This is a genomic window from Massilia sp. Masssp94, assembly GCF_059491305.1.
The window spans coordinates 4,857,123-4,879,395 of sequence record NZ_CP168501.1; the positions used below are offsets into that span (position 1 = coordinate 4,857,123).

Below are 22,273 nucleotides of genomic sequence, written 5' to 3' on the forward strand. Positions count from 1 at the left end.
ACGGCGCTTGCCACGATGCTTGCAATCGGCGCCCCGACTAGGCGTCGTTGTCGTCGGTTGAGGTTTCCAGCCGAACTTCGCCGAGGCCGATGACTTGGCCTGTCGGACCCTGTTCACCGTCGACCCGTACAAACGAGACGGAGAGCAGGCCGATCCTGGACGCCGCTCCGGCAAATACGGCGCGTCTGATCCGGTAACGCAACCGGACAGGATTCCCGTGGTGCGCGGCGCCGCTGATTTCGAAGGCGCCGAGGGTACCGATGGCAATGGACTGCGATTTGCTGGAAGCGTCCGGCGAGAGGTTCAGGATGACCCGATAGTAGTAGCCGCCCAGTTTTCCAGCGTCGGTGATCACGACGTTATCGAGAACAACCTGGACGGAACGATAGCGTTGCGGGCTGGCGCGCAGGGAGGTGGCGGCCCCGGTCCCGATTTGCGCCAAGGCCCGCATGTGTTCCGAGTCTACCGGCAACTGCACACTGATCGACCTGTCATCAAGGCTGACATCGAGCGCGCCGCCGATCGCGAACGTCTGATCGCTCGTCTGCCGTGACGGCGATATCCTGAATGAACCGAGCGGCGGCTGCGTTCCCACCGTTTCGTTCGGCGTCGCCTGCACGAGATCGGGGGACGAGAGCGCGGATCGGGCCGACGGTAGCCTGGTCGGGAAGCTCTCGTTCTGGTAGCGGTATCCCAAAGTCGTCCGGGTGCCGTAGGTGGACGACCGCGGCATCGTCAACGAACTCGTGTAGATATGCGACCCGGACCAGTAAGCGCTGCCGAGGGCCGGCATCTTCCGTCCGTTGCCGGCACTCACCCAGGCCACCCAGAGGCGGTCGACATTGGCATGGTGCAGCCAGAAAATCGGGTCCGTCGGCGACAGCATATCGGACATCACGCCGCCAATGATGTTGTGGACCAGGTTGTGAGGTGCCGATTCGAAACTGGGCTCGAATGCGTTGGCGCTATTCGTCGGAAAGTTAATGAGGCTTGAAGAAAACGGCGCCATGCTCAGGGCTTGCCGTACATTATTGTTGACACGGGAAACGTAGAGTGGATTGCCCCCGTTCGGATTCGTGAATTCGGCTGGCAATGTTGGGTTCGTATAGTAATCCCAATACGGGAGAACAAGTTGAGAGTCGCCCGAAACTGCGCGTATCTGGCGCTCGAAATAATAGATGTAGCCACGGTGCCATGCGAAGAAGTACGGAATGGAATGCGGGCAGCGGTTCAGGTGAATGTTCGTCCAGAAAGACCAGCTCTTGGGATCGGTGGCCGTCGTGTTGCTTTTCATAAGCTTCACCGCTCGCAGGAATGCATCATAATGCGGCGTCGTCTTGAACGCCTGCCATTCCGGGCGAATCATTAATGTCGTCTGGCCAAATGCTTTTGGGAGCATTGCCGATGCGCCGAGCAACATCACGGATCGCTGCATAAAATTTCTTCTGCCCATCAGATCATGCCTCATCATGAGCTCCTTGAAATACCTACATATCTCGAATTGCCTCGCCCTTTGCAAAATTATTGGCAATATATTTCCGCCAATTGCATATCATTTCTACTGAAATGCAATCTTTACGTTATTCTCACTATTTGCGGATTTTTTGATTGGCTTCATGTGTTCCAGAAGCGTGATATGACTTGATGAATTGCGTGCCTGTGCACTTCGAATTCCGATTACACTGACGTTTTTTCGCAATTCACGAAAGCCATATGAAAACACCCTACGAGCCTGGGCTTCGTAGGGTGTGACAATAGAGCGGTCCCGACAGGTTTATTTGGCGTTCGTCTCGTAGGCGCCCATGTCGATGTAATAGCCACGGGCCTTGCCGTCGAAGTCGGTATGGGGCGCGTAAGAGGTCTGGCCCCTGTTGATGGCCGGCGAGGTGGTCTTCAGGCGATAGTTGCCGCCACCGTTGGAGAGGTAGCTGACGAACTGCGGATCGGTGCCGATGATGCCGGTCCTGGTGGCGCTGCTCGGGCTGGCCAGGTCGAAGTTCGTGCGGTTCGCATACACCAGGTTGTTGGCGACGCTGTTGCCGACGTCTTCGGACGCGATCGGACCCTGGATGCCGCCGCCGTTCGCATAGATGATGTTGTTGTGGATCTGGATGCCGCGGGTCGGGCAGCCGTTGTTGTACGCTTCCTTGCAGCCGCCGAAATACACGCCATAGCCGAGGTTGGCGAACAGGGTGTTATTCATGACCAGGATGTTGTGGTCGTCATGGCCCATGTTGATGCCCTGGCTCGTCCCGTTGACCACGTTGTTGATGATCTTGCCCGACGACGAGTGGTAGATGCCCTGGATCCAGCCGCAGCCACCGCCGACATTGTTCACCCTGTTGCCGATGATGTCATAGTTGCTGTAGGCCTTACCGCGGCCCTGGTCGGCGACGATGCCGCCGCCCCCGCGGTTGTCGCAGCCGGAGGCCATCGCAACGTCGTGGATCCAGCTGTTCTTGACCGACGAATTGCCGCCATTCAGATAGATGCCGACACGCGCGGTGGTGCTGCCGGCGCCATTGAACTGGAAGCCGTCGATATCCGTATAGCCGCCCCGGGCGGTCCACATCGTATAGGCGCTGCCGGCCGGACGCAGGATCGCGCCGTACTTCGTGTCCGAAACGAAGCGGATGCGCGCGGACGAAGTGCCGTTCACGGTCGAGGTGATGGTCTCCGTGTAGGTGCCGGGCGCCACGTGGACCGTATAGCCGGGTCGTGCCAGGTTGGCGGCGCGCTGGATGGTGCGCAGCGGGGCGCTGCTCGACGTGCCGGTGTTCGTGTCCCTGCCTGCGGTCGACACATAGAGGTCGGCGGCCGAGGCGACGGTACAAGTCATCATTGCGACTGCAAAACCAGTCAGCAGGGGGGCGGTCAAAGCGTTGTTTGCGAACGAAAAAGTTTTCAAGGGAAAGCCACTCATCAATAAACGAAGGAGTAACTTTGACGAGGGGAAACTGCCAAAGTTCAACGTTTCGCGAAATAAATTTCCCTGAGTAATAGTTTTTCTACAGAAGTTTCTCGTGCGATATATGTGTGGTCTGATCAAAAACTTGGATGGCCCTGACGCCGTGTTCGACAACAGCGGCGTCCTTTTGAACCGGCGAGCATGGCGCTGATTGACAATCGATAAAGGCCGTGCTGGCGAAGGTCGGGAAAATAGGTGAGGTTCCCAGCTTCGGATCATTTTTCGGAATGTACATGGCTCACCACACTGAATCGACTCGCATTCAATTGCAAGGCAGAATCGCCACTTGGCTGAGACGGCCGCTCGCCCATAAGCTGCGTTCGCTTTCGAACAAGGCAGCGGGTGGAGTAAACTGGATGGAGGACCAGCTGTTCGAAAAATGGCATGGCCTCGACTGCAGCGGTTTTATCGATGGGCACGAACTCGAAACCAGTTATTCGTCGGCGCGCGCGCACTCACGGGCCTACCAGGCCGTTACCTGCGTGGCGATTCGGGCATTGCTCAATGAGGCAATGAAGACCGGCATCGTATTCGACCAGTTCATCGATCTCGGCTCGGGCAAGGGAAAGGCGTGCTTTTATGCTGCCGCCAACTACCGGTTTCGACGGCTCGTCGGCGTCGAGTTTTCGGAGCCGCTGGTGCAGGCAGCGGACCGTAACGTCAAGAAATTTGGTGCCGACAATATCTGCTTCGTCAACGCTGACGCAGCCAGTTTCTCACTTCCGGCCGGAAATAATCTGGTCTACCTGTTCAACCCATTTGGCGAGGCGATTCTGCTCGAATTCCTGAAAAACAATATGGACAAGTTCAGGCGGAGCCAGTCGATCATCGCCTACGCCAACGACAAGCACCGGTTGTGCCTCGCAAAAGCCGGTTTTGTCACGCTCTTCAGGAACCAGGATTCCCAGAGCTCGCTGCACCAATACCTGTAAAGCAAAAGCGGCCTCGACGTTGTCGGCCCCCGGCGCGCCGAACGCCTGCTGCTTGAGAACGTGCAACTGGTCGCGTACCTGCGCCGCCTTTTCGTACCCGAGGTTCTTCGCGTGGCCGACCATGAGTTTTTCGAGGCGCCTGGTCTCTTTCGATGCAGCACGGCCACGAGCGACACCTCCGGCAAGTCGAGACCCTCGCGCAGCAGGTTGATCCCGATGACGACGTCGAACGTGCCGAGGCGCAGGTCGCGCAGGATTTCCACCCGCTCCACCGTGTCGATGTCGCTGTGCAGGTAGCGCACCTTGAGCAGCAAACGGTTGAGTGGCCCCGCTTTGCTATAAATATGCATTTAATTTGCATATTTAAAACGATCGGGCTACACTTCACCTGTATAGATATTTCCTAGCGGCATTAATCCGGTTCTGGTTTCAGGAGTTCCATGATGAATATCGACAAGTTCAAGCACCAGCATGTAGCTATCCTCGATGGCATCGCGCGTTTGCGCGAGGCCGTGCAGGCCGGCATCGCGGGCAACGCCGACGACATTGCCACGGGCATCGTCAAGATCAGCGGCGTGATCAAACTGCATCTCGCTATCGAGGACACGGTGCTGTATCCCGCCGTCGCCGAGAGCGCCGACCGCAAGCTCGCACGGCTGGGCGAGTCCTACCAGCGCGAGATGAACGGCATCGCCGGCGAGTATTTCGCGTTCGCGTCGCGCTGGAACCTGCCGGCACGGTTGAAGGCCGATCCCGAAGGTTTCCGCGCCGACGCGAACCGCGTTCTGCGCGTCCTGTTCGATCGCATGCGGCGCGAGGACACCGAGTTCTATCCGGCGATCGACGCGGCCGCAGGGGCCATCTGAGCCACAGTGATTGCGGCGGTCCCAGGCATGAAAAAACGGCTCCGCAGAGCCGTTTCGCTGGATACCGGGCGCAAGCCCTTACTTGCCGAGGATAGACACGACGTTGTCCGCCCCCGGCGCCCCGAATGCCTGCTGCTTGAGCACGTGCAACTGGTCGCGTACCTGCGCCGCCTTTTCGAACTCGAGGTTCTTCGCGTGGTCGACCATGAGTTTTTCGAGGCGCTTGATCTCTTTCGAAATCTGCTTCTCGCTCATGCCCTCGACCTTGGCCGCTTCTTCCGACAAGCCGTTGTCGTTCAGCATCGCCTTCTGCGCGGCCGCGCTGTAGACGCCGTCGATCATTTCCTTGATCTTCTTCTGCACGCCCTTCGGGGTGATGCCGTTCGCTTCGTTGAACGCGATCTGCTTGGCACGGCGGCGTTCCGTCTCGTCGATCGCGCGCTTCATCGAATCCGTGATCTGGTCCGCGTACAGGATCGCCACGCCGTTCAGGTTACGCGCCGCGCGGCCGATGGTCTGGATCAGCGAGCGTTCCGAACGCAGGAAACCTTCCTTGTCGGCGTCCAGCACGGCCACGAGCGACACCTCCGGCAAGTCGAGACCCTCGCGCAGCAGGTTGATGCCGACGACGACGTCGAACGTGCCCAGGCGCAGGTCGCGCAGGATTTCCACCCGCTCCACCGTGTCGATGTCGCTGTGCAGGTAGCGCACCTTGATGCCGTGGTCGGACAGGTATTCCGTCAGCTGCTCGGCCATGCGCTTGGTCAGCGTGGTGACGAGCACGCGCTCGTCCTTCTTGATGCGGTCCGTGATCTCGCCCATCAGGTCGTCCACCTGCGAACGCGCGGGTTTCACGATGACCTGCGGGTCGACGAGGCCCGTCGGGCGCACGACCTGCTCGACGACGTTGTCGGCTTTTTGCTTTTCGTAGTCGGCCGGCGTCGCGGAGACGAAGATACACTGGCGCATCTTGTTCTCGAATTCCGAGAATTTCAAAGGCCGGTTGTCGAGCGCGGAGGGCAGGCGGAATCCGTAGTCGACGAGGTTCACCTTGCGCGACCGGTCGCCGTTGTACATGGCGTTCAGCTGGCCGATCATCACGTGCGACTCGTCCATGAACATGAGCGCGTCTTTCGGCAGATAGTCGATCAGCGTCGGCGGCGGTTCGCCCGGCATCGAGCCGGACAGGTGGCGCGAGTAGTTCTCGATGCCTTTGGTAAAACCGACTTCGGCCAGCATCTCGAGGTCGAAGCGCGTGCGCTGTTCGAGGCGTTGTTCTTCCAGCAGCTTGCCCTGCTGGCGGAATTCCTCGAGGCGGTCGCGCAGCTCGGCCTTGATGGAATCGACGGCCTTCAGCACGGTGGCGCGGCCGGTGACGTAGTGCGAGCCCGGGTACACCGTGAAGCGCGGGATCTTCTGGCGCACTTTACCCGTCAGCGGATCGAACAGTTGCAGCGATTCGATTTCGTCGTCGAACATCTCGACGCGGATCGCGAGCTCGGCGTGTTCGGCCGGGAAGATGTCGATGGTGTCGCCGCGCACGCGGAACGTGCCGCGCGCGAAGTCCATTTCGTTGCGCGTGTACTGCATCTGGATCAGGCGCGCGATGACGTCGCGCTGCGCGACCTTGTCGCCCGTGCGCAACGTGAGAATCATCTTGTGATACTCGTTCGGATTACCGATACCGTAGATGGCCGAGACGGTCGCCACGATGACGACGTCGCGCCGCTCCATCAGCGACTTCGTGCACGACAAACGCATCTGTTCGATGTGCTCGTTGATCGACGAGTCCTTTTCGATGAACAGGTCGCGCTGCGGCACGTACGCTTCCGGCTGGTAATAGTCGTAATACGAGACAAAATACTCGACGGCATTCTGCGGGAAGAACTCGCGGAACTCCGCGTACAGCTGGGCCGCGAGGGTCTTGTTCGGGGCGAACACGATCGCCGGACGGCCGGCTCTAGCGATCACGTTGGCCATCGTATAAGTCTTGCCGGAACCGGTCACGCCGAGCAGCGTCTGGTACATCAGGCCGTCCTCGATGCCTTCCACCAGGCCATCGATCGCCGTGGGCTGGTCGCCCGCGGGCGGGAAGGGCTGGTGCAGCTTGAACGGGGAATCCGGGAACGTGATGACGGTAGGTGCTGGTGAATTTGCAACCGATAAATCTGCCATTGGATCAGACCTTTGCTAGAATGAGAATCCGCCTGCGACCGAGCAACTCTCGAGGTCGCTGTCTATACAACCGCTGCGAAACCCAGCCGACAAACCAAGTTTATCACGATGAATTCCCCAGCTACTGCCAGCATCTTCAGCGCCATCGCCATGGCTCCCCGCGATCCGATCCTCGGCATCACCGAGGCCTTCAATGCAGACACCAACCCCGCCAAGATCAATCTGGGCGTGGGCGTCTACTACGATGACAACGGGAAAGTGCCGCTGCTGGAATGCGTGCAGAAAGCGGAAGCGAAGTTGATGGAACAACCGACGCCGCGTACCTACCTGCCGATCGAAGGCCTGGGTGCGTACGACAAGGCTGTGCAAGAACTCGTATTTGGTGCCGACAGCGCCGTAATTCAAGAGAAACGTGCAGTCACGGTGCAAGCCCTGGGCGGCACCGGCGCACTGAAGATCGGCGCCGACTTCCTGAAGCGCTTCTCGCCGGATTCGCAAGTCTACATCAGCGACCCGAGCTGGGAAAACCACCGCGCCCTGTTCGAAAGCGCCGGCTTCACCGTCAACAACTACGCCTACTACGACGCAGCCACGCACGGCGTCAACTTCGAAGGCATGCTGGCTGCGCTGAAAGCGATGCCGGAAGGCGCCATCGTCGTCCTGCACGCCTGCTGCCACAACCCGACCGGCGCCGAGCTGAACGCCGACCAGTGGGGCCAGGTGATCGAGGTCGTGCGTGCCAACAACCTGATCCCGTTCCTCGACATGGCCTACCAGGGCTTCGGCGACGGCATCGCGGAAGACGGCGCTGTCGTCCGCCGCTTCACCGCTACCCCCGGCCCGCTGCTCGTGTCGAACTCGTTCTCGAAGTCGTTCTCGCTGTACGGCGAGCGCGTGGGCGCGCTGTCCGTCGTCGCATCGACCGCGGAAGAGGCTGCCCGCCTGCTGTCGCAGCTGAAGCGCATCGTCCGCACCAACTACTCGAACCCGCCGACGCACGGCGGCAAGGTCGTCGCGACCGTCCTGTCCACGCCGGAACTGCGCCAGCTTTGGGAAGACGAGCTGGCCGGCATGCGCGTCCGCATCAAGCAGATGCGCGACGAGCTGGTCAAGAAGCTGGCCGAAAAGGCACCGGGCTCGGACTTCCAGTTCGTGCGCAAGCAGGTCGGCATGTTCTCGTACTCGGGCCTGACGAAGGAGCAGGTCGAGAAGCTGCGCGCCGAATCGATCTATGCCGTGGACACCGGCCGCATCTGCGTGGCCGCGCTGAACTCGAAGAACATCGATCGCGTCGTTGACGCCATCGCAAAAGTTCTCTAAAATCGCGGCCTTCCGTTAAGCAATTATTGTTAGCGGATCAGGGGCATTGAAGAGCCGTCGCGAGCGGCAGCAGTTCCGGTCGAGAAGCGCAGCCGTACTTACGGTACGGCGAGCATCGCAGACCGGAAATGCAACGCGCAGCAGGCTATTCAAGCCCCCACTACTCCCTGATAGCTCAGTCGGTAGAGCGACGGACTGTTAATCCGCAGGTCCCTGGTTCGAGTCCAGGTCGGGGAGCCAGATTTTCGCACGGTTGGCCTGCCAACTTTGCAAGCCGTTGGTGAGCGGCTATAATACGAACACCTATTCCCTGATAGCTCAGTCGGTAGAGCGACGGACTGTTAATCCGCAGGTCCCTGGTTCGAGTCCAGGTCGGGGAGCCAGAATTTCGGAAGGGGCATCGAGCGATCGATGCCCCTTTTCCGTTATCGGCCCGATACCGGCTTCACTTTCGACGCCGCCTCCAGCGCCCGTGCACGCGCCGTCTCGACATCCTCCGCCGTCGCCAGCGCCACGCCCATGCGGCGGCGCGCGAAGGACGCCGGCTTGCCGAACAGGCGGATGTCGCTGCCCGGCACGCGCAGCGCGTCGGCCACGCCTTCGAACGCGATGCCCGCTTCCTCCAGCTGGCCGTAGATCACGGCGGACGCACCCGGCGCGCGCAGCGCCGTGTTCACGGGCAGGCCGAGGATCGCCTTGGCGTGCAGCTCGAATTCGCTCTGAACCTGCGTCGCCATCGTCACCATGCCGGTGTCGTGCGGGCGCGGGCTCACTTCCGAGAACCACACCATGTCGCCCTTGACGAACAGCTCGACGCCGAACACGCCCTGGCCGCCCAGGTTCGCCGTGACCTTCCCGGCGACCTCCTGCGCGCGCTGCAGCGCGAGCGGAGCCATCGGCTGCGGCTGCCACGATTCGACGTAGTCGCCATGCACCTGCTTGTGGCCGATCGGCTCGCAGAAGCGCGTTTCGACGTTGCCATCCGCACCGATCGCGCGCACGGTCAGCAAGGTGATCTCGTAATCGAAGTCGATGAAGCCTTCGACGATCACGCGGCCCGCATCCACACGCCCGCCGGACGCGGCGTAGTTCCAGGCGCCCTCGACGTCGGCGGCGCTGTCCAGCTTCGACTGGCCCTTGCCCGACGACGACATCACGGGTTTCACGACGTTCGGAAAGCCGATCTCGGCGCAGGCGGCCTCGAGCTCGTCGAGGCTGGACGCGAAGCGGTACGGCGACGTGGCCAGGCCCAGTTCCTCGGCGGCGAGGCGGCGGATGCCTTCGCGGTTCATCGTCAGCTGCGCGGCGCGCGCGGTCGGGATGCAGATGATCGTCCCGGCCGCTTCCAGCTCGGCCAGCTTCGCGGTCGCGATCGCCTCGATCTCCGGCACGACGAGGTCGGGCTGCTCCCGCTCGATCAGCGCGGCGAGGGCGGCGCCGTCCGTCATGTCGATGACGTGCGCGCGGTGCGCGACCTGGTGGCCGGGCGCGTTCGGGTAGCGGTCGACGGCGATCACTTCGATGCCGAGACGTTGCAGCGCGATGATGACTTCCTTGCCGAGCTCGCCGGAGCCGAGCAGCATGACTTTGGTTGCGGAAGGGGAGAGGGGAGTGCCGAGGGTGGTCATTGGTCAGTGGGGGGCAGGTCGGGAAGAGGGCGACTATAGCAAACAGTATCGCCGGGCGCACGCCGCGGGCGTGATTTGGCAATTCCTGGATTCCTGCTATAATATTGCCTCAATTCCCTGATAGCTCAGTCGGTAGAGCGACGGACTGTTAATCCGCAGGTCCCTGGTTCGAGTCCAGGTCGGGGAGCCAGAATTCGAAAGGCCGCGCACTCATTTTATTGAAGCGCGGCCTTTTTCATTTCCGCCGCACGATGACGAATCAATCCCCGCTCGCCGCGCGCGACGCCGCCCGTATCGACCGCTACGCCGCCACCGCCGACACGGACGGCTGGCTGCACCCCGTCCACCAGGCCCTGATCCACCACCGCGGCTGGCTGCGCATGCTGGCGCCGCGCGCGGTCGGCGGGGAAGAGCGGCCGCTGCCGGACGTCGTGCGGCTGGAAGAAGCGATCGCGCGCGTCGACGGCAGCGTCGGCTGGACCGTCACGCTGTGCGCCGGCGCCGGCTGGTTCGCGGGGTTCCTGCCGCCGCACCTGGCCCGCGCGATCCTGGCCACGCCCCGCGCCTGCCTGGCGGGCAGCGGCGCCCCGACGGGCCACGCGGACCGCGAGGGTGACGGCTGGCGCGTCGAGGGAGAATGGGACTACGCGAGCGGCGCGCCGATGGCCACGCATTTCACGTTCAACGCCTTCCTGCGCGCGGACGGCCGGCCGCTGCTCGCTGCGGATGGCCAGCCGCGCATCCAGGCGTTCGTGGTGCCGAAGGAGATCGTCGAGATCGTGCCCCGCTGGCGCAGCATCGGCCTGCGCGCGACGGCGTCGCACGCCTACCGCATCCGCGGCGCGTGGGTCCATGCCGACCACGGCTTCGTGATCGACCCGGCCGCTGCGCGCGAGCAGGGGCCACTGTACCGTTTTCCATTTCTCCCGTTCGCCTTCGTCACGCTGGCCGCGAACGTGGCCGGGATGGCGTCCCACTTCGTCGACCTGGCCCATGCCTGCATCGCGCGCCGGCGCAACCGGTTCGGCGCCCGGAACGAGCTGTTGATCGACGTGCCCGCCGTGCGCGCCGTGCTGGATGATGCCCGCGGCAGGCTGGATGACGTGCGTGCGCGCTTCTACGCCTTGCTCGACGCGACGTGGTCCGACGTCGTCGCCGGCGCCGACGTCGCGGACGAACAGGCCGCGCAAATGCAGGCACTGGCACAGGAGTGGGTCGCCGCGTCGCGCCACGCCGTCGACACGCTGTACCCGTACTGCGGCCTCGTGGCGGCCAGCGCGGACAGCGCCATCAACCGCGTCTGGCGCGACTTCCATACGGCATCGCAACACGCGCTATTGCTGCCGCAGAGCTGAGCCGCTATAATGCGGCCTCCTTTCCCTGATAGCTCAGTCGGTAGAGCGACGGACTGTTAATCCGCAGGTCCCTGGTTCGAGTCCAGGTCGGGGAGCCAGAATTCAAAATGGGCGTCGAGAAATCGATGCCCATTTTCGTTTTTGCCCGCCCCAGCAGGAAACAAAAAAACGAGCGAAAATAACGACTTACGTTATCCCGAGATCGTTTCCCAATGTCTACTGCAGCTTCGCCAACATTCCCCCGCGGCGCCGACGTCAACCCGAAACCGCTCGGCGTCGCGTTGTTGCTCATCGTCCTCGGCGCGTGGTATCTCGCGCAGACCGTCGGTGCGAAGCACGCCGCCTTGTTCGTCGTCGGCGCGCTGCTCGGCCTCGCGCTGTACCACGCCGCTTTCGGCTTCACGTCCGCGTGGCGCGTCTTCATCGCGGACGGCCGCGGCGCCGGCCTGCGCGCGCAGATGATCATGCTCGCCGTCGGCGTCGCGCTGTTCTTTCCGGCACTGTCCGCCGGCACCCTGTTTGGCAATCCCGTCAATGGGCTCGTGTCGCCCGCGGGCACGTCCGTGATCGTCGGCGCGTTCATGTTCGGCATCGGCATGCAGCTGGGCGGCGGTTGCGCGTCCGGCACGCTCTACACGGTCGGCGGCGGCAGCACGCGCATGATCGTGACCCTGCTTGCGTTCATCGCCGGTTCCGTCATCGCGACGGCGCACATGCCGTTCTGGACGTCGCTGCCGCAACTGAAACCGGTCTCGCTCGTGAAGACGCTGGGCCTGGCGCCCGCGCTGCTGCTCAACTGGGCCGTGTTCGCGCTGATCGCGTACGTCACCGTCGTCGTCGAGAAGCGCCGGCACGGCCGCCTCGTCGACCCGACCGTGCGGCCCGCGCACGCGTCGCCGTGGCTGCACGGGCCGTGGCCGCTGGTGGCCGGCGCCGTCGCGCTCGTCGTGCTGAATTTCGCGACGCTCGCGCTGTCCGGCCGGCCGTGGGGCGTGACGTCCGCGTTCGCGCTGTGGGGCGCCAAGGCCGCGCAGGCGATCGGCGTCGACACGGCGAGCTGGACGTACTGGTCGACGAAGGCGAACGCCGCGGCGCTGGCCGCGCCCGTGTCGCACGACGTGACGTCCGTGATGGACATCGGCATCGTGCTGGGCGCGATGCTGGCGGCGGCGCTGGCGGGCCGCTATGCACCCGTATGGCGCGTGCCGCTGCGCTCGCTCCTCGCGGCCGTCGTCGGCGGACTGATGCTCGGCTATGGCGCGCGCCTCGCGTACGGCTGCAACATCGGCGCCTACTTCAGCGGCATCGTGTCGGGCAGCCTGCACGGCTGGCTGTGGCTCGTGGCCGCCTTCGTCGGCAACGTGTTCGGTACGCGGCTGCGTCCGCTGTTCGGGCTCGAGGTCGAGCGGGTGAAACCGAGCGGCTGCTGAGGCCGGTCCGCTGCACGCTTCGCCGGACAGGCCTACAATCGATCCTTTGCCGTCAGGATCGAGCATGCAAGCAGCAGTCAATACAACACCTCTCGAACAGGACGGATTACCAGCGGGCCCGCGCACCTGGGCCATCCTTGCCCTCGCGCTCGGCGTGGGCATGTCATCCCTCGATACCGCCATCGCCAACACCGCGCTGCCCGCGATGGCGCAGCAATTGCACGCCACGCCGGCCGACTCCGTGTGGATCGTGAATGCCTACCAGCTGGCCATGGTCGCCACCTTGCTGCCGATCGCGGCGCTGGGCGAAACCATCGGCTACCGCCGCGTCTACGTGGCCGGCATGGCCCTGTTCACGGTGGCCTCGCTCGCGTGCGCGCTCGCGTGGTCGCTGCCCGTGCTGATCGCCGCGCGCCTGTTCCAGGGCCTCGGGGCCAGCGCCATCATGGGCGTCAACACGGCGCTGCTGCGCGCCACGTATCCGGCAAAACTGCTGGGACGCGGCTTCGGCACCAATGCCCTCGTCGTCGCGGTCGGCTTCGCGCTCGGGCCGAGCCTCGCGTCGATCATCCTTGCCGCATCGTCGTGGCAATGGCTATTTGGTATTAACGTCGTGCCCGGCATCGTCGCGTTCTTCATGGCGCGCAAGGTGCTGCCGGAAACGCGCCGCGCGACCCACCGCGTGGACCGGCTCGCCGGCGTCTACAACGTCGTCGCGTTTTCGATGGCCGTGCTGGCGCTGGGCGATGCCGCGCACCGTGTGGACATGAAGACGTTGCTGCCGGAGGCATTGATCGCCCTGGTGTTCTTCGTCCTGCTGCTGCGCCGCGAGCGTGGCCACCCGGCGCCGCTGTTGCCGGTGGACCTGTTCCGCCGTCCCTTGTTCGCGCTGTCGACCATCACCGCCATCTGCACGTTCGCCGCGCAGGCGCTCGCATTCGTCGCGCTGCCGTTCTTTTTCGAGACGACGCTCGGCCGTTCGCCCGTCGAGACGGGCTTCCTGATGACGCCGTGGCCCGTGATGGTCGGCGTGATGGCGCCCGTCGCCGGACGATTGAGCGACCGGTATTCGCCGGGGCTGCTGGGCGGCATCGGCCTGTTGATCCTCGCGGCCGGCCTGGTCACGATGATGAGCCTGCCGGCAGCGCCGTCCGCCTTCGACATCGGCTGGCGCATGGCCCTCTGCGGCATCGGCTTCGGCTTTTTCCAGGCGCCGAACGTGAAGGCGATCATGAGCAGCGCGCCGGGCTCGCGCGCCGGCAGCGCCAGCGGCATGGTCGCCACCGCGCGCCTGACGGGCCAGGCGACGGGCGCCGCGCTCGTCGCGTTCTGCCTTACCATCTCTCACGTACGCGGACCATGGTTCGCGCTCGGCATCGCCGCCGCGTTCTCGTTCGCGGCCAGCGTGGCCAGTTTCTCGCGCCTGGTCGTCGCGGCACCGGCCGTGTGAGCTTCACCATTCAAGAAAGAAAACAGATGACACGACGTTTCAAGATCGCCGCCATCGCGGGCGACGGCATCGGCAAGGAAGTCCTGCCGGAAGGCCTGAAGGTATTGGCGGCCGCGGCCGAGCGCTTCGGCCTGCAGCTCGAGTTCACGCATTTTCCGTGGGCCAGCTGCGACTGGTACATCCAGCACGGCGAGATGATGCCGCCGGACTGGAAAGCGCAATTGTCCGGCATGGACGCCATCTATTTCGGCGCCGTCGGCTGGCCCGCGCTGGTGCCCGACCATATCTCGCTGTGGGGCTCGCTGCTCAAGTTCCGCCGCGAATTCGACCAGTACATCAACCTGCGCCCGGTACGCCTGTTCGAAGGCGTGCCGTGCCCGCTGGCCGGCCGCAAGCCGGGCGACATCGACTTTTTCGTCGTGCGCGAAAACACGGAAGGCGAGTACACGAACCTGGGCGGCGTGATGTTCCCGGACACCGAGCGCGAGATGGTGATCCAGGAATCCGTGTTCACGCGTTACGGCACCGACCGCGTGCTGCAGTATGCGTTCGAGCTCGCGAACGCGCGCCAGCGCAAGCATGTGACGGTGGCGACCAAGTCGAACGGCATCGCCATCAGCATGCCGTGGTGGGACGGCCGCGCGGACGCCATCCACGCCGAGTACCCGGACGTCACCGTCGACAAGCAGCACATCGACATCCTGACGGCCCGCTTCGTGTTGCAGCCCGACCGGTTCGACGTCGTCGTGGCGTCGAATCTGTTCGGGGACATCCTGTCCGACCTCGGCCCCGCGTGCACGGGCACGATCGGCCTGGCGCCGTCCGGCAACCTGAACCCGGACCGCACGTTCCCGTCGCTGTTCGAACCCGTGCACGGCTCCGCGCCGGACATCGCCGGCAAGGGCATCGCCAACCCCATCGCGATGATCTGGTCGGGCGCGATGATGCTGTCGTTCCTCGCCGCCGGCCCCGATCCGGATCCGCGCTGCGGCGAGGCGCACGATGCGATCGTGGCCGCGATCGAGGACGTGCTGCGCGCAGGACCGCGCACGGGCGACCTGGGCGGCACGGCGACGACGGTCGAGGTGGGCGACGCCATCGCGGCGCGCGTGCGCGGCTGATCATGCTTTAAACGGGCACGGCCGCCCCGATATACGAAACATGGCGCGCCGTTCCCGCATTCCCGACTTCGATTTTCCTGCCCACCCCGCTGCGGCGGACAGCCCGTGTCCGCTGTGCGGCCGGCCGCTCGGTACGGTCAACATCGACCGGCATCACCTGATCCCGAAGTCGCTGAAGGGCAGGGAGCAGTTCCCCATCCACAAGATTTGTCATCGCAAGATCCATGCGACGTTTTCCGAGCGCGAATTGCTGCGTACCTATCACACTTGGGATGTGCTCAAGGAGGACGGCGATATCCGGGCGTTCATCGAGTGGGTGATGAAGAAGCCGCCGGAGTTTTATGCGCGGACGTTCACGTCGAATACCAAGAAGAGCCGCTGAGCAAAGTCTTCCGTTATCAGGATGACATCGATTATGTCGCACGATTGAATCGGAACTCTCCCCTGTCGTGCTTGGTGTTAAAATCGGACATTACTTTTTTGCAATTCTGGTTCCTTTTTTAATGCCGCTACTTCCGCAGTTGCAATGAACCAAGAAGACTCCAACGCCTGCTCGGTTCTCCTGATCGACGACGAACCCTTTGCCGAGGACATCATCTCCCACGGCATGAAGGGATGCGCCTCGTATGCGCTGCGCTATGCCCGCGACCCCGGCATGGCGGTCGAATTGGCCAAGGAAATCGGCGCGACGGTCGTGCTCGTCGACCTGCGCATGCCTGAGATCGACGGCTTCGAAGTCACGCGCCGCCTGCGCGCGGACAAGGACACCGAGCACATTCCCGTCATCCTGCTGTCGTCCGAAGAAGATCCCGAGATCAAGGCGAAAGCGTTCGCGCTCGGCGCCAACGACTACCTCGTCAAGTGGCCCGATCCGCGCGAACTCGTCGCGCGCGTGCGCTACCACAGCGATGCGTGCATCGCGCGGCGCCAGCGCGATGCGGCGTTCGTGTCGCTGCGTCTCAGCCAGGAGCAGCTGGCCGCTAGCCAGTCGGCGCTGTACCAGGCGCAGAAGATGGAGGCGATCGGCCAGCTGACGGGCGGCGTCGCGCACGATTTCAACAATGTGCTGCAGATCATCGGCGGCAATTTGCAGCTGCTGAAGCTGGTGGGCAACCTGAACGATGCCGGCAAGGCGCGCGTCGACATGGCGCTGGCCGGCGTGGAGCGCGGGGCCAGGCTGTCGTCGCACCTGCTCGCCTTTGCCCGCCGCCAGCCGCTGCAGGCCGTCGTGATCAATCCTGGCCATTTGCTGCGCGAGATGGACGACATGATGCGCCGCGTGCTCGGTCCACGCGCGCGCGTCGTGACCGACATTTCGGCAAGCCTGGGCAGCACGCTCGTCGATCCGAACCAGCTCAACAACGTGCTGCTGAACCTTGCGATCAATGCGCGCGATGCGATGGCGGGCGGCGGCACGCTGACGATCCGCGCGGCCAATGCCGGGCCCGACGGCGTGTTGCCGACCGAAGTGCCGCGCGGCCATTATGTGCTGATCGAAGTGGCGGACACGGGCAAGGGCATGGCACCCGAAGTGCTGGAGCGCGCGTTCGAGCCGTTCTTCACGACCAAGCCGACGGGACAGGGAACGGGCCTGGGCCTGTCGATGGCGTACGGGTTCGTCAAGCAGTCCGGCGGCGAGATCGTGCTGAGGAGCGAGCCGGGCAAGGGCACCAGCGTACGCATCTACCTGCCGCGCAGCGAGGCCGAGCCGCAGCACGCGGAACAGGCGCCGACGGCGCCGCTTTTGGGTGGCATCGAGACGATCCTCGTCGTCGAGGACGAGGAAGACGTGCGCAGCACGACCTGCGGCATCCTGTCCGCGCTCGGCTACAAGGTGCTGGAGGCGCCGGATGCGGCGAAGGCCGTGGAGATCGTCGAGCGCGGCCAGCATATCGACCTCGTGTTCACGGACGTGATCATGCCGGGCCCGGTGAGCAGCCTGCAACTGGGCGAGGTGGTGCGTGCGCGCCTGCCGCAGGCGCAGATTCTATACACGTCGGGCTATGCGGAGGGCGTGCTGGCGCACGAAGGGAAGCTGGAGGCGTCCGTCAACCTGTTGCAGAAGCCTTACCACCCGGACGCGCTCAGCGCGCGCATCCGGCATTTGCTACGCCGTAGGGCGGGCACCCCTGTGCCCACGCGTAACGATGCGTGACGCGAACATTCGCGTTGGCACGGATCGTTACTTGTTGGGCTTGATGTAGCGCTGCGACCCCGGCGGCGGTTCGTTCAGCACGGCCCAGAAAATGCCCAGGTCCGCGATCGCGCGCACGAATTCCGTGAAATCCACCGGCTTGACGACGTAGGCATTCACGCCCAGCTCGTAGCTGCGCACGAGGTCCTGCTCTTCCTTCGACGACGTCAGCATCACCACCGGCAGGGGCTTGAGCCCGTCCGTGCTGCGGACTTCGCGCAGGACTTCCAATCCATCCACTTTCGGCAACTTCAGGTCGAGCAGGACGACGGCTGGATTGCCGGCCGCGCGCGACGCGTATTCGCCGCGGCGGTGCAGGTAGTCCAGCGCTTCGGCGCCGTCGCGCACGATGATGACCTGGTTGGCGAGCTGGCTCTTGGACAGCGCGATCAGCGTGAGTTCGAGATCGTTCGGGTTGTCTTCGACCAGCAGGATGGGTTTGAGCATGGATGTCTTCGTAAACTTTCAATGAGATGAGTCTGGCTTGGGCAGCGCGAACGAGAACGTCGCGCCTTCGCCCTGCACGGAGTCGGCCCAGACGCGGCCGTTGTGGCGCTCGACGATGCGGCGCACGTTCGCCAGGCCGATGCCCGTCCCCTGGAAATCTTCCATCCGGTGCAGGCGCTGGAATACGCCGAACAGCTTGTGCACGTATTCCATGTTGAAGCCGGCGCCGTTGTCCGCCACGTGGAAGACCGTCTCGTGCGGATGGTCTTCGGCGGAGATGCGGATCACGGCCGGATCGCGCTGGCCCGTGAACTTGACGGCATTGGCCAGCAGGTTGAACAGGGCCAGGTGCAGGAACGTCGGGTCGGCCCAGGCTTCCGGCAGCGTGCCGATGTTCCACTCGATGTTGCGGCCGCGCGTTTCCAGCGCCAGCTTGTCGCGGCAGGAGGCGACGAGGTCGTGCATGTCGACCGTCGTCGGGCGCAGCGAGGCGCGGCCCATCTGCGAGAAGGACAGCAGGTCGTCGACGAGCTTGCCGGCCAGGCGCGCGGCTTCCTTGATGTTCTTGAGGAAGCGCTGGCGCTGCTGGGCGTCCTCGTCGCCGGCCGATTCGAGCAGCAGGTCGGCAAAGCCGACGATGTGGCGCAGCGGCGCGCGCAGGTCGTGCGACACGGAGTACGAGAACGCTTCCAGTTCCTTGTTCGCGCGGCCCAGTTCCTCGGCCAATTCGGCCATCTGCTCCGCGCGTTCGAGCGCGATGCCGAGGAGGGCGGTGCGGAATTCCAGCGCCATCTCGATCTCGCCCTGGTGCCACGGCTGGCTCGTGCCGAGGATCGTCTCGCGCCACGCTTCGAAGCTCGTGCGCGGCGACAGCTGCGTGGGCGTGGCGCCGGACCCGGCGCCCGGCGTGGGCACTTTCCCGTGCGGATTGCCCGCCCACTCGATCGTGTGCACCCACTCGGGACGGAACCACAGCAGGTAGTGCTTGTGGATGCGCGAGATCGGCATCGCGAGCAGGCCGCTGGCGTTGCGCGCGATGCGCGCCGCCGGCGGATACTGCGCGGACAGTTTATCGCTGTGGAACACGTCGCCGTGGTCGTGCAGCGTGAGCCAGTCGACGAGGGCGCGGATGTCGTCTTCCTCCGGCGTGTCGCCGTACGTGAGGACGCGGTCGTCGACCATGATCGCCGCGCCCGACGCGCGCGCGAAGCGCAGCAGGTCCGGGAACACATTGGCCAGGTTCTCGACGAAGTCGCTGCCCTGCGTGAGGCCGGCCAGCATCGACACCATCGTGCGCCGCACGTCGAGGCGGAACTGCAGGTCGGCCGCGTCCTCGCGCGATTCGATGCACAGCGCGAGGATCTGGCCCAGCTGCTCGCACGCCGTGCGCTTTTCGAAGGTGACCGGGGTCGGTTCTTCGTTATGGCACGAGACCAGGCCCCACAGCTTGCCCTTGACCATCAGCGACACGGACATCGACGCCAGCGTGTTCATGTTGCGCATGTATTGCAGGTGCACGGGCGACACGCTGCGCAGCGCCGCGAACGACAAATCGTTCGGCCGGCCCGTGACGGGGTTCAGCGCCGGCACGAGCGGGGCGGGCACGTAGGTCGCGTCCTGGATCAGGCGGATGCGCGACAGCCTGTACAGCTCGCGCGCCTGCGCCGGGATGTCGGACGCGGGAAAGTGCTGCCCCATGTACGAGTGACAGCGTTCGTCGCGCGCTTCCGCCATCACGTGGCCGTGGCCGTCCGCGTCGAACCGGTAGACGAGCACACGCCCGAAACCCGTCACGGAGCGGATGTGCTGGCACGCCAGGCTCGCCAGCGCTTCGATGCCGGTCGCGTCGTTCACCTTCAGCAGGAAGTCGCCGATCAGCGGGTACAAGTGGCGGAAATCCGCCGCTTCCGCGCGGTCGACGGCTTCGAATTCGGCGATGGTCACGCCATCCCATTTGTGGGCCAGCACGTCGAAGTGGTGGCCGTTGGCCGTCGTGATCGTGCCGACGTAGTACGGACGCGGACCCAGGTCGGCCGCCAGCTCGGGCGCGATACGCTGCGCCGCCGCGGCGCCGATCACGTCCGCCAGCGGCTGCCCGACGGCGTCCCCCGCCGCGACGCCGGTCCAGTCGCCCAGGTTGGCGCTGGCCTGCAGCACGGCCAGGTCGGGCGCGAGCGTCAGCAGGAAACCGTGCGGCTGGATGCTGCCGGGCGTGCGGATCGGTTCCTTGTCGCAGGTCGACAGGTCGAGGACGGGTACGGTGGCGGCCTGGGTCATGGGTGGTCAACGGCGTCGGAAACGTCGGGTTGCAAGTGCAGCATTTTACATTGAAAAGCTGGGCGTCCGTCCGGCGTTCATACAACGATACCTCATCGATTCGCGCGAATCCGGCGAATTGCGCGGGTGTGTTGATGGCCTTGTCGCCGTAGAAATGGGAAATTCGACGACAGCCGTCATTACCTGGGAGGTAATCGCCGCGCCGCACGCCGCCGGGCACACTGGCTCCAACGTCAACCACCGAAGGAGACCATCATGACCCTGCAGCGACACACCCGCGCCTACACCGCCGCCCCGAACACCATCATCGCGGGCGACGTCAACCTGTACTACCGCGACTGGGGCCGCGGCCGGCCCGTGCTGTTCGTGGCCGGCTGGTCGATGTGCTCCGATTCCTGGGGCTACCAGATGATGGTGTTGTGCCGCCAGGGCCTGCGCTGCATCGCCTTCGACCGGCGCGGCCACGGCCGCTCGTCCGACCCGGGCGGCGGCTACGACCTCGACACGCTCGCCGACGACATCGCGGCCGTCATCGAAGCCCTCGACCTGCGCGACGTCGTGCTGGTCGGGCATTCGATGGGCTGCAACGAGATCGTCCGCTACCTCACGCGCCACGGCAGCGCGCGGGTGACGCAGGTCGCGCTGCTCGGGCCGATGACGCCGGGCATCACACTGTCCGCATCGAATCCGCACGGGGTCGACCCCGCGCTGCTGCAACAGTTCCGCAGCACGCAGCTGCTGCACGACTTCCCGCGCTGGATCGAGGAGAACGTCGAGCCGTTCGTGCCCGGCGCCGGCCCGCGCATGCGCGACTGGCTCGCGCAGATGGCCCTGCAATGCTCGCTCCAGGCGCTGCACGATTGCCACCTCTGCGTGGAGGCGTCAAGCATGGAGGCGGAGCTGGAAGCCGTCGACGTGCCCGTGCTCCTGATCGCCGGTGCACTCGACGTCTCCGCGCCGCTGGAGCTGACCGCGCGCCGCACCGCCGCCCTCGTGCCGGACTGCCGCCTCGTCGTCCACGAAGACGCCGCGCACGGCATGTTCCTCACGCACGTGGAGCAGGTCAATGGCGAGTTGCTTGAGTTCATCCGTGCGGAGGTCTAAATTGACGCTTTTACATCAACAGGGGATCACGATGCAGGATGGACACGCGGACGCGCGCGGCGACGGCTACTTCAGCGACTTCGGCTCGGCGCTGCGCTACTGGCGCACGCGGCGCGGCTACAGCCAGCTGCGTCTTGCCGTGGATGGCGGCGTCTCGCAGCGGCACCTGAGTTTCCTGGAGAGCGGACGGGCGCAGCCGAGCCGCGACCTGGTCCTGAAACTCGGCATCGTGCTCGACGTGCCATTGCGCCAGAGAAACGCGATGCTGCTCGCCGCCGGTTTCGCGCCCGCCTACCAGGAGCGCAACCTGTCCGATCCGGAACTGTTGTCCGTGATGCAGGCGCTCGACTTCATGCTGCGCCAGCAGGCGCCGTTTCCGGCCCTCGTCGTGGACCGGCTGTGGAATCTCGTGATGTTCAACGAGCCCGCCGCCGGCTTCATGAAGTGGCTGCTGGGCCTGCCGCCGGACGCGGCCATCCCGCGCGACGGCTCCATCAACGTGCTGCGCCTGATGCTCGACCCGAACGGGCTGCGGCCGCGCCTCGTCAACTGGGAGGCCGTGTGCGCGGACAGCCTGTTGTGGATCCAGCGGGAAGCGATGGCGGACGGGCCGGGCAGCGAGGCGACGGCGCTGCTGGCCGAACTGTCCGCGTTGCCCGGGATGGCGGGACTGTCCGACGGCCACGTGCCGAACCTCGACCGGCGCGCGCTGCCGTTCCTGCCGCTGACGATCGCCCACGAGGGTGTGGAACTGAACCTGTTCACGACGATCACGACGCTCGGCACGCCGCACGACGTCACTGTGCACGAGTTGCGGCTGGAATCGTTTTTTCCGGCCGACGGTACGACGGCGGCATGGTTCCGCGAAAATTTTGCGGTGTAATAACACTCATCAATTCCGGTGATTTTTGGTGAAGATGCATCGTCAATGCAAGTTTTCTTGCCCAATAAAATCCTAAAATTGACAATGTGAAATTCGTTAATCGCAACGCGCGCAAGGCTTTTT

At 64.3% G+C, this 22,273-nt stretch carries 17 protein-coding genes, 4 tRNA genes and 1 pseudogene; 15 read left to right on the forward strand and 7 right to left on the reverse strand.

Translation table 11 applies throughout. The annotated features are described in order from the left end of the window. Positions 1 to 37: 37 nt before the first annotated feature. Both ACEN9G_RS21435 and ACEN9G_RS21440 read right to left on the reverse strand, forming a co-directional pair. A complete protein-coding gene (locus tag ACEN9G_RS21435; RefSeq protein ID WP_483126935.1) occupies positions 38 to 1,435 on the reverse strand; it encodes a tyrosinase family protein in 1,398 nt (465 codons plus the stop codon). A 339-nt stretch (positions 1,436 to 1,774) separates the two neighbouring features. Continuing rightward, positions 1,775 to 2,842, reverse strand: a complete 1,068-nt coding sequence (locus ACEN9G_RS21440) for a choice-of-anchor Q domain-containing protein (RefSeq protein ID WP_413337714.1) — start codon at positions 2,840 to 2,842, stop codon at positions 1,775 to 1,777. A 482-nt stretch (positions 2,843 to 3,324) separates the two neighbouring features. On the opposite strand from ACEN9G_RS21440, the gene ACEN9G_RS21445 reads away from it, so the two are divergent. Next, positions 3,325 to 3,900: a methyltransferase domain-containing protein gene (locus ACEN9G_RS21445; RefSeq protein ID WP_483126936.1), complete on the forward strand. Its 576-nt coding sequence runs from the start codon at positions 3,325 to 3,327 to the stop codon at positions 3,898 to 3,900. A gap of 15 nt (positions 3,901 to 3,915) precedes the next feature. Here the strand turns inward: ACEN9G_RS21445 and ACEN9G_RS21450 are convergent. Continuing rightward, positions 3,916 to 4,208: pseudogene (locus ACEN9G_RS21450) on the reverse strand (helicase-related protein); the annotation flags it as partial. A 132-nt stretch (positions 4,209 to 4,340) separates the two neighbouring features. On the opposite strand from ACEN9G_RS21450, the gene ACEN9G_RS21455 reads away from it, so the two are divergent. Continuing rightward, positions 4,341 to 4,766 (forward strand): hemerythrin domain-containing protein, encoded by a 426-nt coding sequence (locus tag ACEN9G_RS21455; RefSeq protein ID WP_483126937.1) that lies wholly within the window; start codon positions 4,341 to 4,343, stop codon positions 4,764 to 4,766. Between the two features lie 78 nt (positions 4,767 to 4,844). Here the strand turns inward: ACEN9G_RS21455 and uvrB are convergent, their stop codons facing one another. Next, positions 4,845 to 6,941 (reverse strand): excinuclease ABC subunit UvrB, encoded by a 2,097-nt coding sequence (uvrB, locus tag ACEN9G_RS21460; protein WP_413337711.1) that lies wholly within the window; start codon positions 6,939 to 6,941, stop codon positions 4,845 to 4,847. A 108-nt stretch (positions 6,942 to 7,049) separates the two neighbouring features. On the opposite strand from uvrB, the gene ACEN9G_RS21465 reads away from it, so the two are divergent. The 3 genes from ACEN9G_RS21465 to ACEN9G_RS21475 all read left to right on the forward strand — a co-directional run bounded on the left by ACEN9G_RS21465 (position 7,050) and on the right by ACEN9G_RS21475 (position 8,644). Then, the gene (locus ACEN9G_RS21465; protein ID WP_413337710.1) at positions 7,050 to 8,261 is read left to right on the forward strand and encodes an amino acid aminotransferase; all 1,212 of its coding nucleotides are present in this window, start codon (positions 7,050 to 7,052) and stop codon (positions 8,259 to 8,261) included. A gap of 164 nt (positions 8,262 to 8,425) precedes the next feature. Beyond that, a tRNA-Asn gene (locus ACEN9G_RS21470) sits at positions 8,426 to 8,501 on the forward strand. Positions 8,502 to 8,568: 67 nt separating this feature from the next. Continuing rightward, positions 8,569 to 8,644, forward strand: a tRNA-Asn gene (locus ACEN9G_RS21475). Between the two features lie 42 nt (positions 8,645 to 8,686). On the opposite strand, the gene purT is transcribed toward ACEN9G_RS21475, so the two are convergent. Next, positions 8,687 to 9,844 (reverse strand): formate-dependent phosphoribosylglycinamide formyltransferase, encoded by a 1,158-nt coding sequence (purT, locus tag ACEN9G_RS21480; protein WP_495605450.1) that lies wholly within the window; start codon positions 9,842 to 9,844, stop codon positions 8,687 to 8,689. A gap of 159 nt (positions 9,845 to 10,003) precedes the next feature. On the opposite strand from purT, the gene ACEN9G_RS21485 reads away from it, so the two are divergent. The 8 genes from ACEN9G_RS21485 (at position 10,004) to ACEN9G_RS21520 (ending at position 17,400) form a co-directional block, all read left to right on the forward strand. After that, positions 10,004 to 10,079: transfer RNA gene (locus ACEN9G_RS21485), tRNA-Asn, on the forward strand. A 61-nt stretch (positions 10,080 to 10,140) separates the two neighbouring features. Further along, a complete protein-coding gene (locus ACEN9G_RS21490) occupies positions 10,141 to 11,244 on the forward strand; it encodes an acyl-CoA dehydrogenase family protein (RefSeq protein ID WP_483126938.1) in 1,104 nt (367 codons plus the stop codon). A 22-nt stretch (positions 11,245 to 11,266) separates the two neighbouring features. After that, a tRNA-Asn gene (locus tag ACEN9G_RS21495) sits at positions 11,267 to 11,342 on the forward strand. Positions 11,343 to 11,456: 114 nt separating this feature from the next. Next, positions 11,457 to 12,674: a YeeE/YedE family protein gene (locus tag ACEN9G_RS21500; RefSeq protein WP_483126939.1), complete on the forward strand. Its 1,218-nt coding sequence runs from the start codon at positions 11,457 to 11,459 to the stop codon at positions 12,672 to 12,674. 64 nt (positions 12,675 to 12,738) lie between these two features. Then, complete coding sequence (locus ACEN9G_RS21505; protein WP_483126940.1) at positions 12,739 to 14,124, forward strand: MFS transporter; 1,386 nt, start codon at positions 12,739 to 12,741, stop codon at positions 14,122 to 14,124. A 26-nt stretch (positions 14,125 to 14,150) separates the two neighbouring features. Beyond that, the gene (locus ACEN9G_RS21510; protein ID WP_413343219.1) at positions 14,151 to 15,245 is read left to right on the forward strand and encodes a tartrate dehydrogenase; all 1,095 of its coding nucleotides are present in this window, start codon (positions 14,151 to 14,153) and stop codon (positions 15,243 to 15,245) included. A 40-nt stretch (positions 15,246 to 15,285) separates the two neighbouring features. After that, positions 15,286 to 15,627, forward strand: a complete 342-nt coding sequence (locus tag ACEN9G_RS21515) for an HNH endonuclease (RefSeq protein WP_413343217.1) — start codon at positions 15,286 to 15,288, stop codon at positions 15,625 to 15,627. A 144-nt stretch (positions 15,628 to 15,771) separates the two neighbouring features. Further along, positions 15,772 to 17,400 carry a response regulator gene (locus ACEN9G_RS21520; RefSeq protein WP_413343215.1) on the forward strand — a complete coding sequence of 543 codons (1,629 nt, stop codon included), beginning with the start codon at positions 15,772 to 15,774 and terminating at the stop codon, positions 17,398 to 17,400. 27 nt (positions 17,401 to 17,427) lie between these two features. Here the strand turns inward: ACEN9G_RS21520 and ACEN9G_RS21525 are convergent, their stop codons facing one another. Both ACEN9G_RS21525 and ACEN9G_RS21530 read right to left on the reverse strand, forming a co-directional pair. Then, positions 17,428 to 17,886, reverse strand: a complete 459-nt coding sequence (locus tag ACEN9G_RS21525) for a response regulator (RefSeq protein WP_413343213.1) — start codon at positions 17,884 to 17,886, stop codon at positions 17,428 to 17,430. An 18-nt stretch (positions 17,887 to 17,904) separates the two neighbouring features. Then, on the reverse strand, positions 17,905 to 20,163 hold the full coding sequence (locus ACEN9G_RS21530) for an ATP-binding protein (RefSeq protein WP_483126941.1): 2,259 nt from the start codon (positions 20,161 to 20,163) through the stop codon (positions 17,905 to 17,907). A gap of 255 nt (positions 20,164 to 20,418) precedes the next feature. On the opposite strand from ACEN9G_RS21530, the gene ACEN9G_RS21535 reads away from it, so the two are divergent. Together ACEN9G_RS21535 and ACEN9G_RS21540 are read left to right on the forward strand one after the other, a co-directional pair. Further along, positions 20,419 to 21,267: an alpha/beta fold hydrolase gene (locus ACEN9G_RS21535; RefSeq protein ID WP_413342545.1), complete on the forward strand. Its 849-nt coding sequence runs from the start codon at positions 20,419 to 20,421 to the stop codon at positions 21,265 to 21,267. A 31-nt stretch (positions 21,268 to 21,298) separates the two neighbouring features. Then, positions 21,299 to 22,150 carry a helix-turn-helix domain-containing protein gene (locus ACEN9G_RS21540; protein ID WP_413342544.1) on the forward strand — a complete coding sequence of 284 codons (852 nt, stop codon included), beginning with the start codon at positions 21,299 to 21,301 and terminating at the stop codon, positions 22,148 to 22,150. Positions 22,151 to 22,273 lie beyond the last annotated feature (123 nt).

Excerpts from the sequence above, each read along its gene's own strand:
- ACEN9G_RS21435 (WP_483126935.1), bottom strand. The coding sequence starts at position 1,435 with ATGCAGCGATCCGTGATGTTGCTCGGCGCATCGGCAATGCTCCCAAAA.
- ACEN9G_RS21440 (WP_413337714.1), bottom strand. The coding sequence starts at position 2,842 with ATGATGACTTGTACCGTCGCCTCGGCCGCCGACCTCTATGTGTCGACC.
- ACEN9G_RS21445 (WP_483126936.1), top strand. The coding sequence starts at position 3,325 with ATGGAGGACCAGCTGTTCGAAAAATGGCATGGCCTCGACTGCAGCGGT.
- ACEN9G_RS21455 (WP_483126937.1), top strand. The coding sequence starts at position 4,341 with ATGATGAATATCGACAAGTTCAAGCACCAGCATGTAGCTATCCTCGAT.
- uvrB (WP_413337711.1), bottom strand. The coding sequence starts at position 6,941 with ATGGCAGATTTATCGGTTGCAAATTCACCAGCACCTACCGTCATCACG.
- ACEN9G_RS21465 (WP_413337710.1), top strand. The coding sequence starts at position 7,050 with ATGAATTCCCCAGCTACTGCCAGCATCTTCAGCGCCATCGCCATGGCT.
- purT (WP_495605450.1), bottom strand. The coding sequence starts at position 9,844 with ATGCTGCTCGGCTCCGGCGAGCTCGGCAAGGAAGTCATCATCGCGCTG.
- ACEN9G_RS21490 (WP_483126938.1), top strand. The coding sequence starts at position 10,141 with ATGACGAATCAATCCCCGCTCGCCGCGCGCGACGCCGCCCGTATCGAC.
- ACEN9G_RS21500 (WP_483126939.1), top strand. The coding sequence starts at position 11,457 with ATGTCTACTGCAGCTTCGCCAACATTCCCCCGCGGCGCCGACGTCAAC.
- ACEN9G_RS21505 (WP_483126940.1), top strand. The coding sequence starts at position 12,739 with ATGCAAGCAGCAGTCAATACAACACCTCTCGAACAGGACGGATTACCA.
- ACEN9G_RS21510 (WP_413343219.1), top strand. The coding sequence starts at position 14,151 with ATGACACGACGTTTCAAGATCGCCGCCATCGCGGGCGACGGCATCGGC.
- ACEN9G_RS21515 (WP_413343217.1), top strand. The coding sequence starts at position 15,286 with ATGGCGCGCCGTTCCCGCATTCCCGACTTCGATTTTCCTGCCCACCCC.
- ACEN9G_RS21520 (WP_413343215.1), top strand. The coding sequence starts at position 15,772 with ATGAACCAAGAAGACTCCAACGCCTGCTCGGTTCTCCTGATCGACGAC.
- ACEN9G_RS21525 (WP_413343213.1), bottom strand. The coding sequence starts at position 17,886 with ATGCTCAAACCCATCCTGCTGGTCGAAGACAACCCGAACGATCTCGAA.
- ACEN9G_RS21530 (WP_483126941.1), bottom strand. The coding sequence starts at position 20,163 with ATGACCCAGGCCGCCACCGTACCCGTCCTCGACCTGTCGACCTGCGAC.
- ACEN9G_RS21535 (WP_413342545.1), top strand. The coding sequence starts at position 20,419 with ATGACCCTGCAGCGACACACCCGCGCCTACACCGCCGCCCCGAACACC.
- ACEN9G_RS21540 (WP_413342544.1), top strand. The coding sequence starts at position 21,299 with ATGCAGGATGGACACGCGGACGCGCGCGGCGACGGCTACTTCAGCGAC.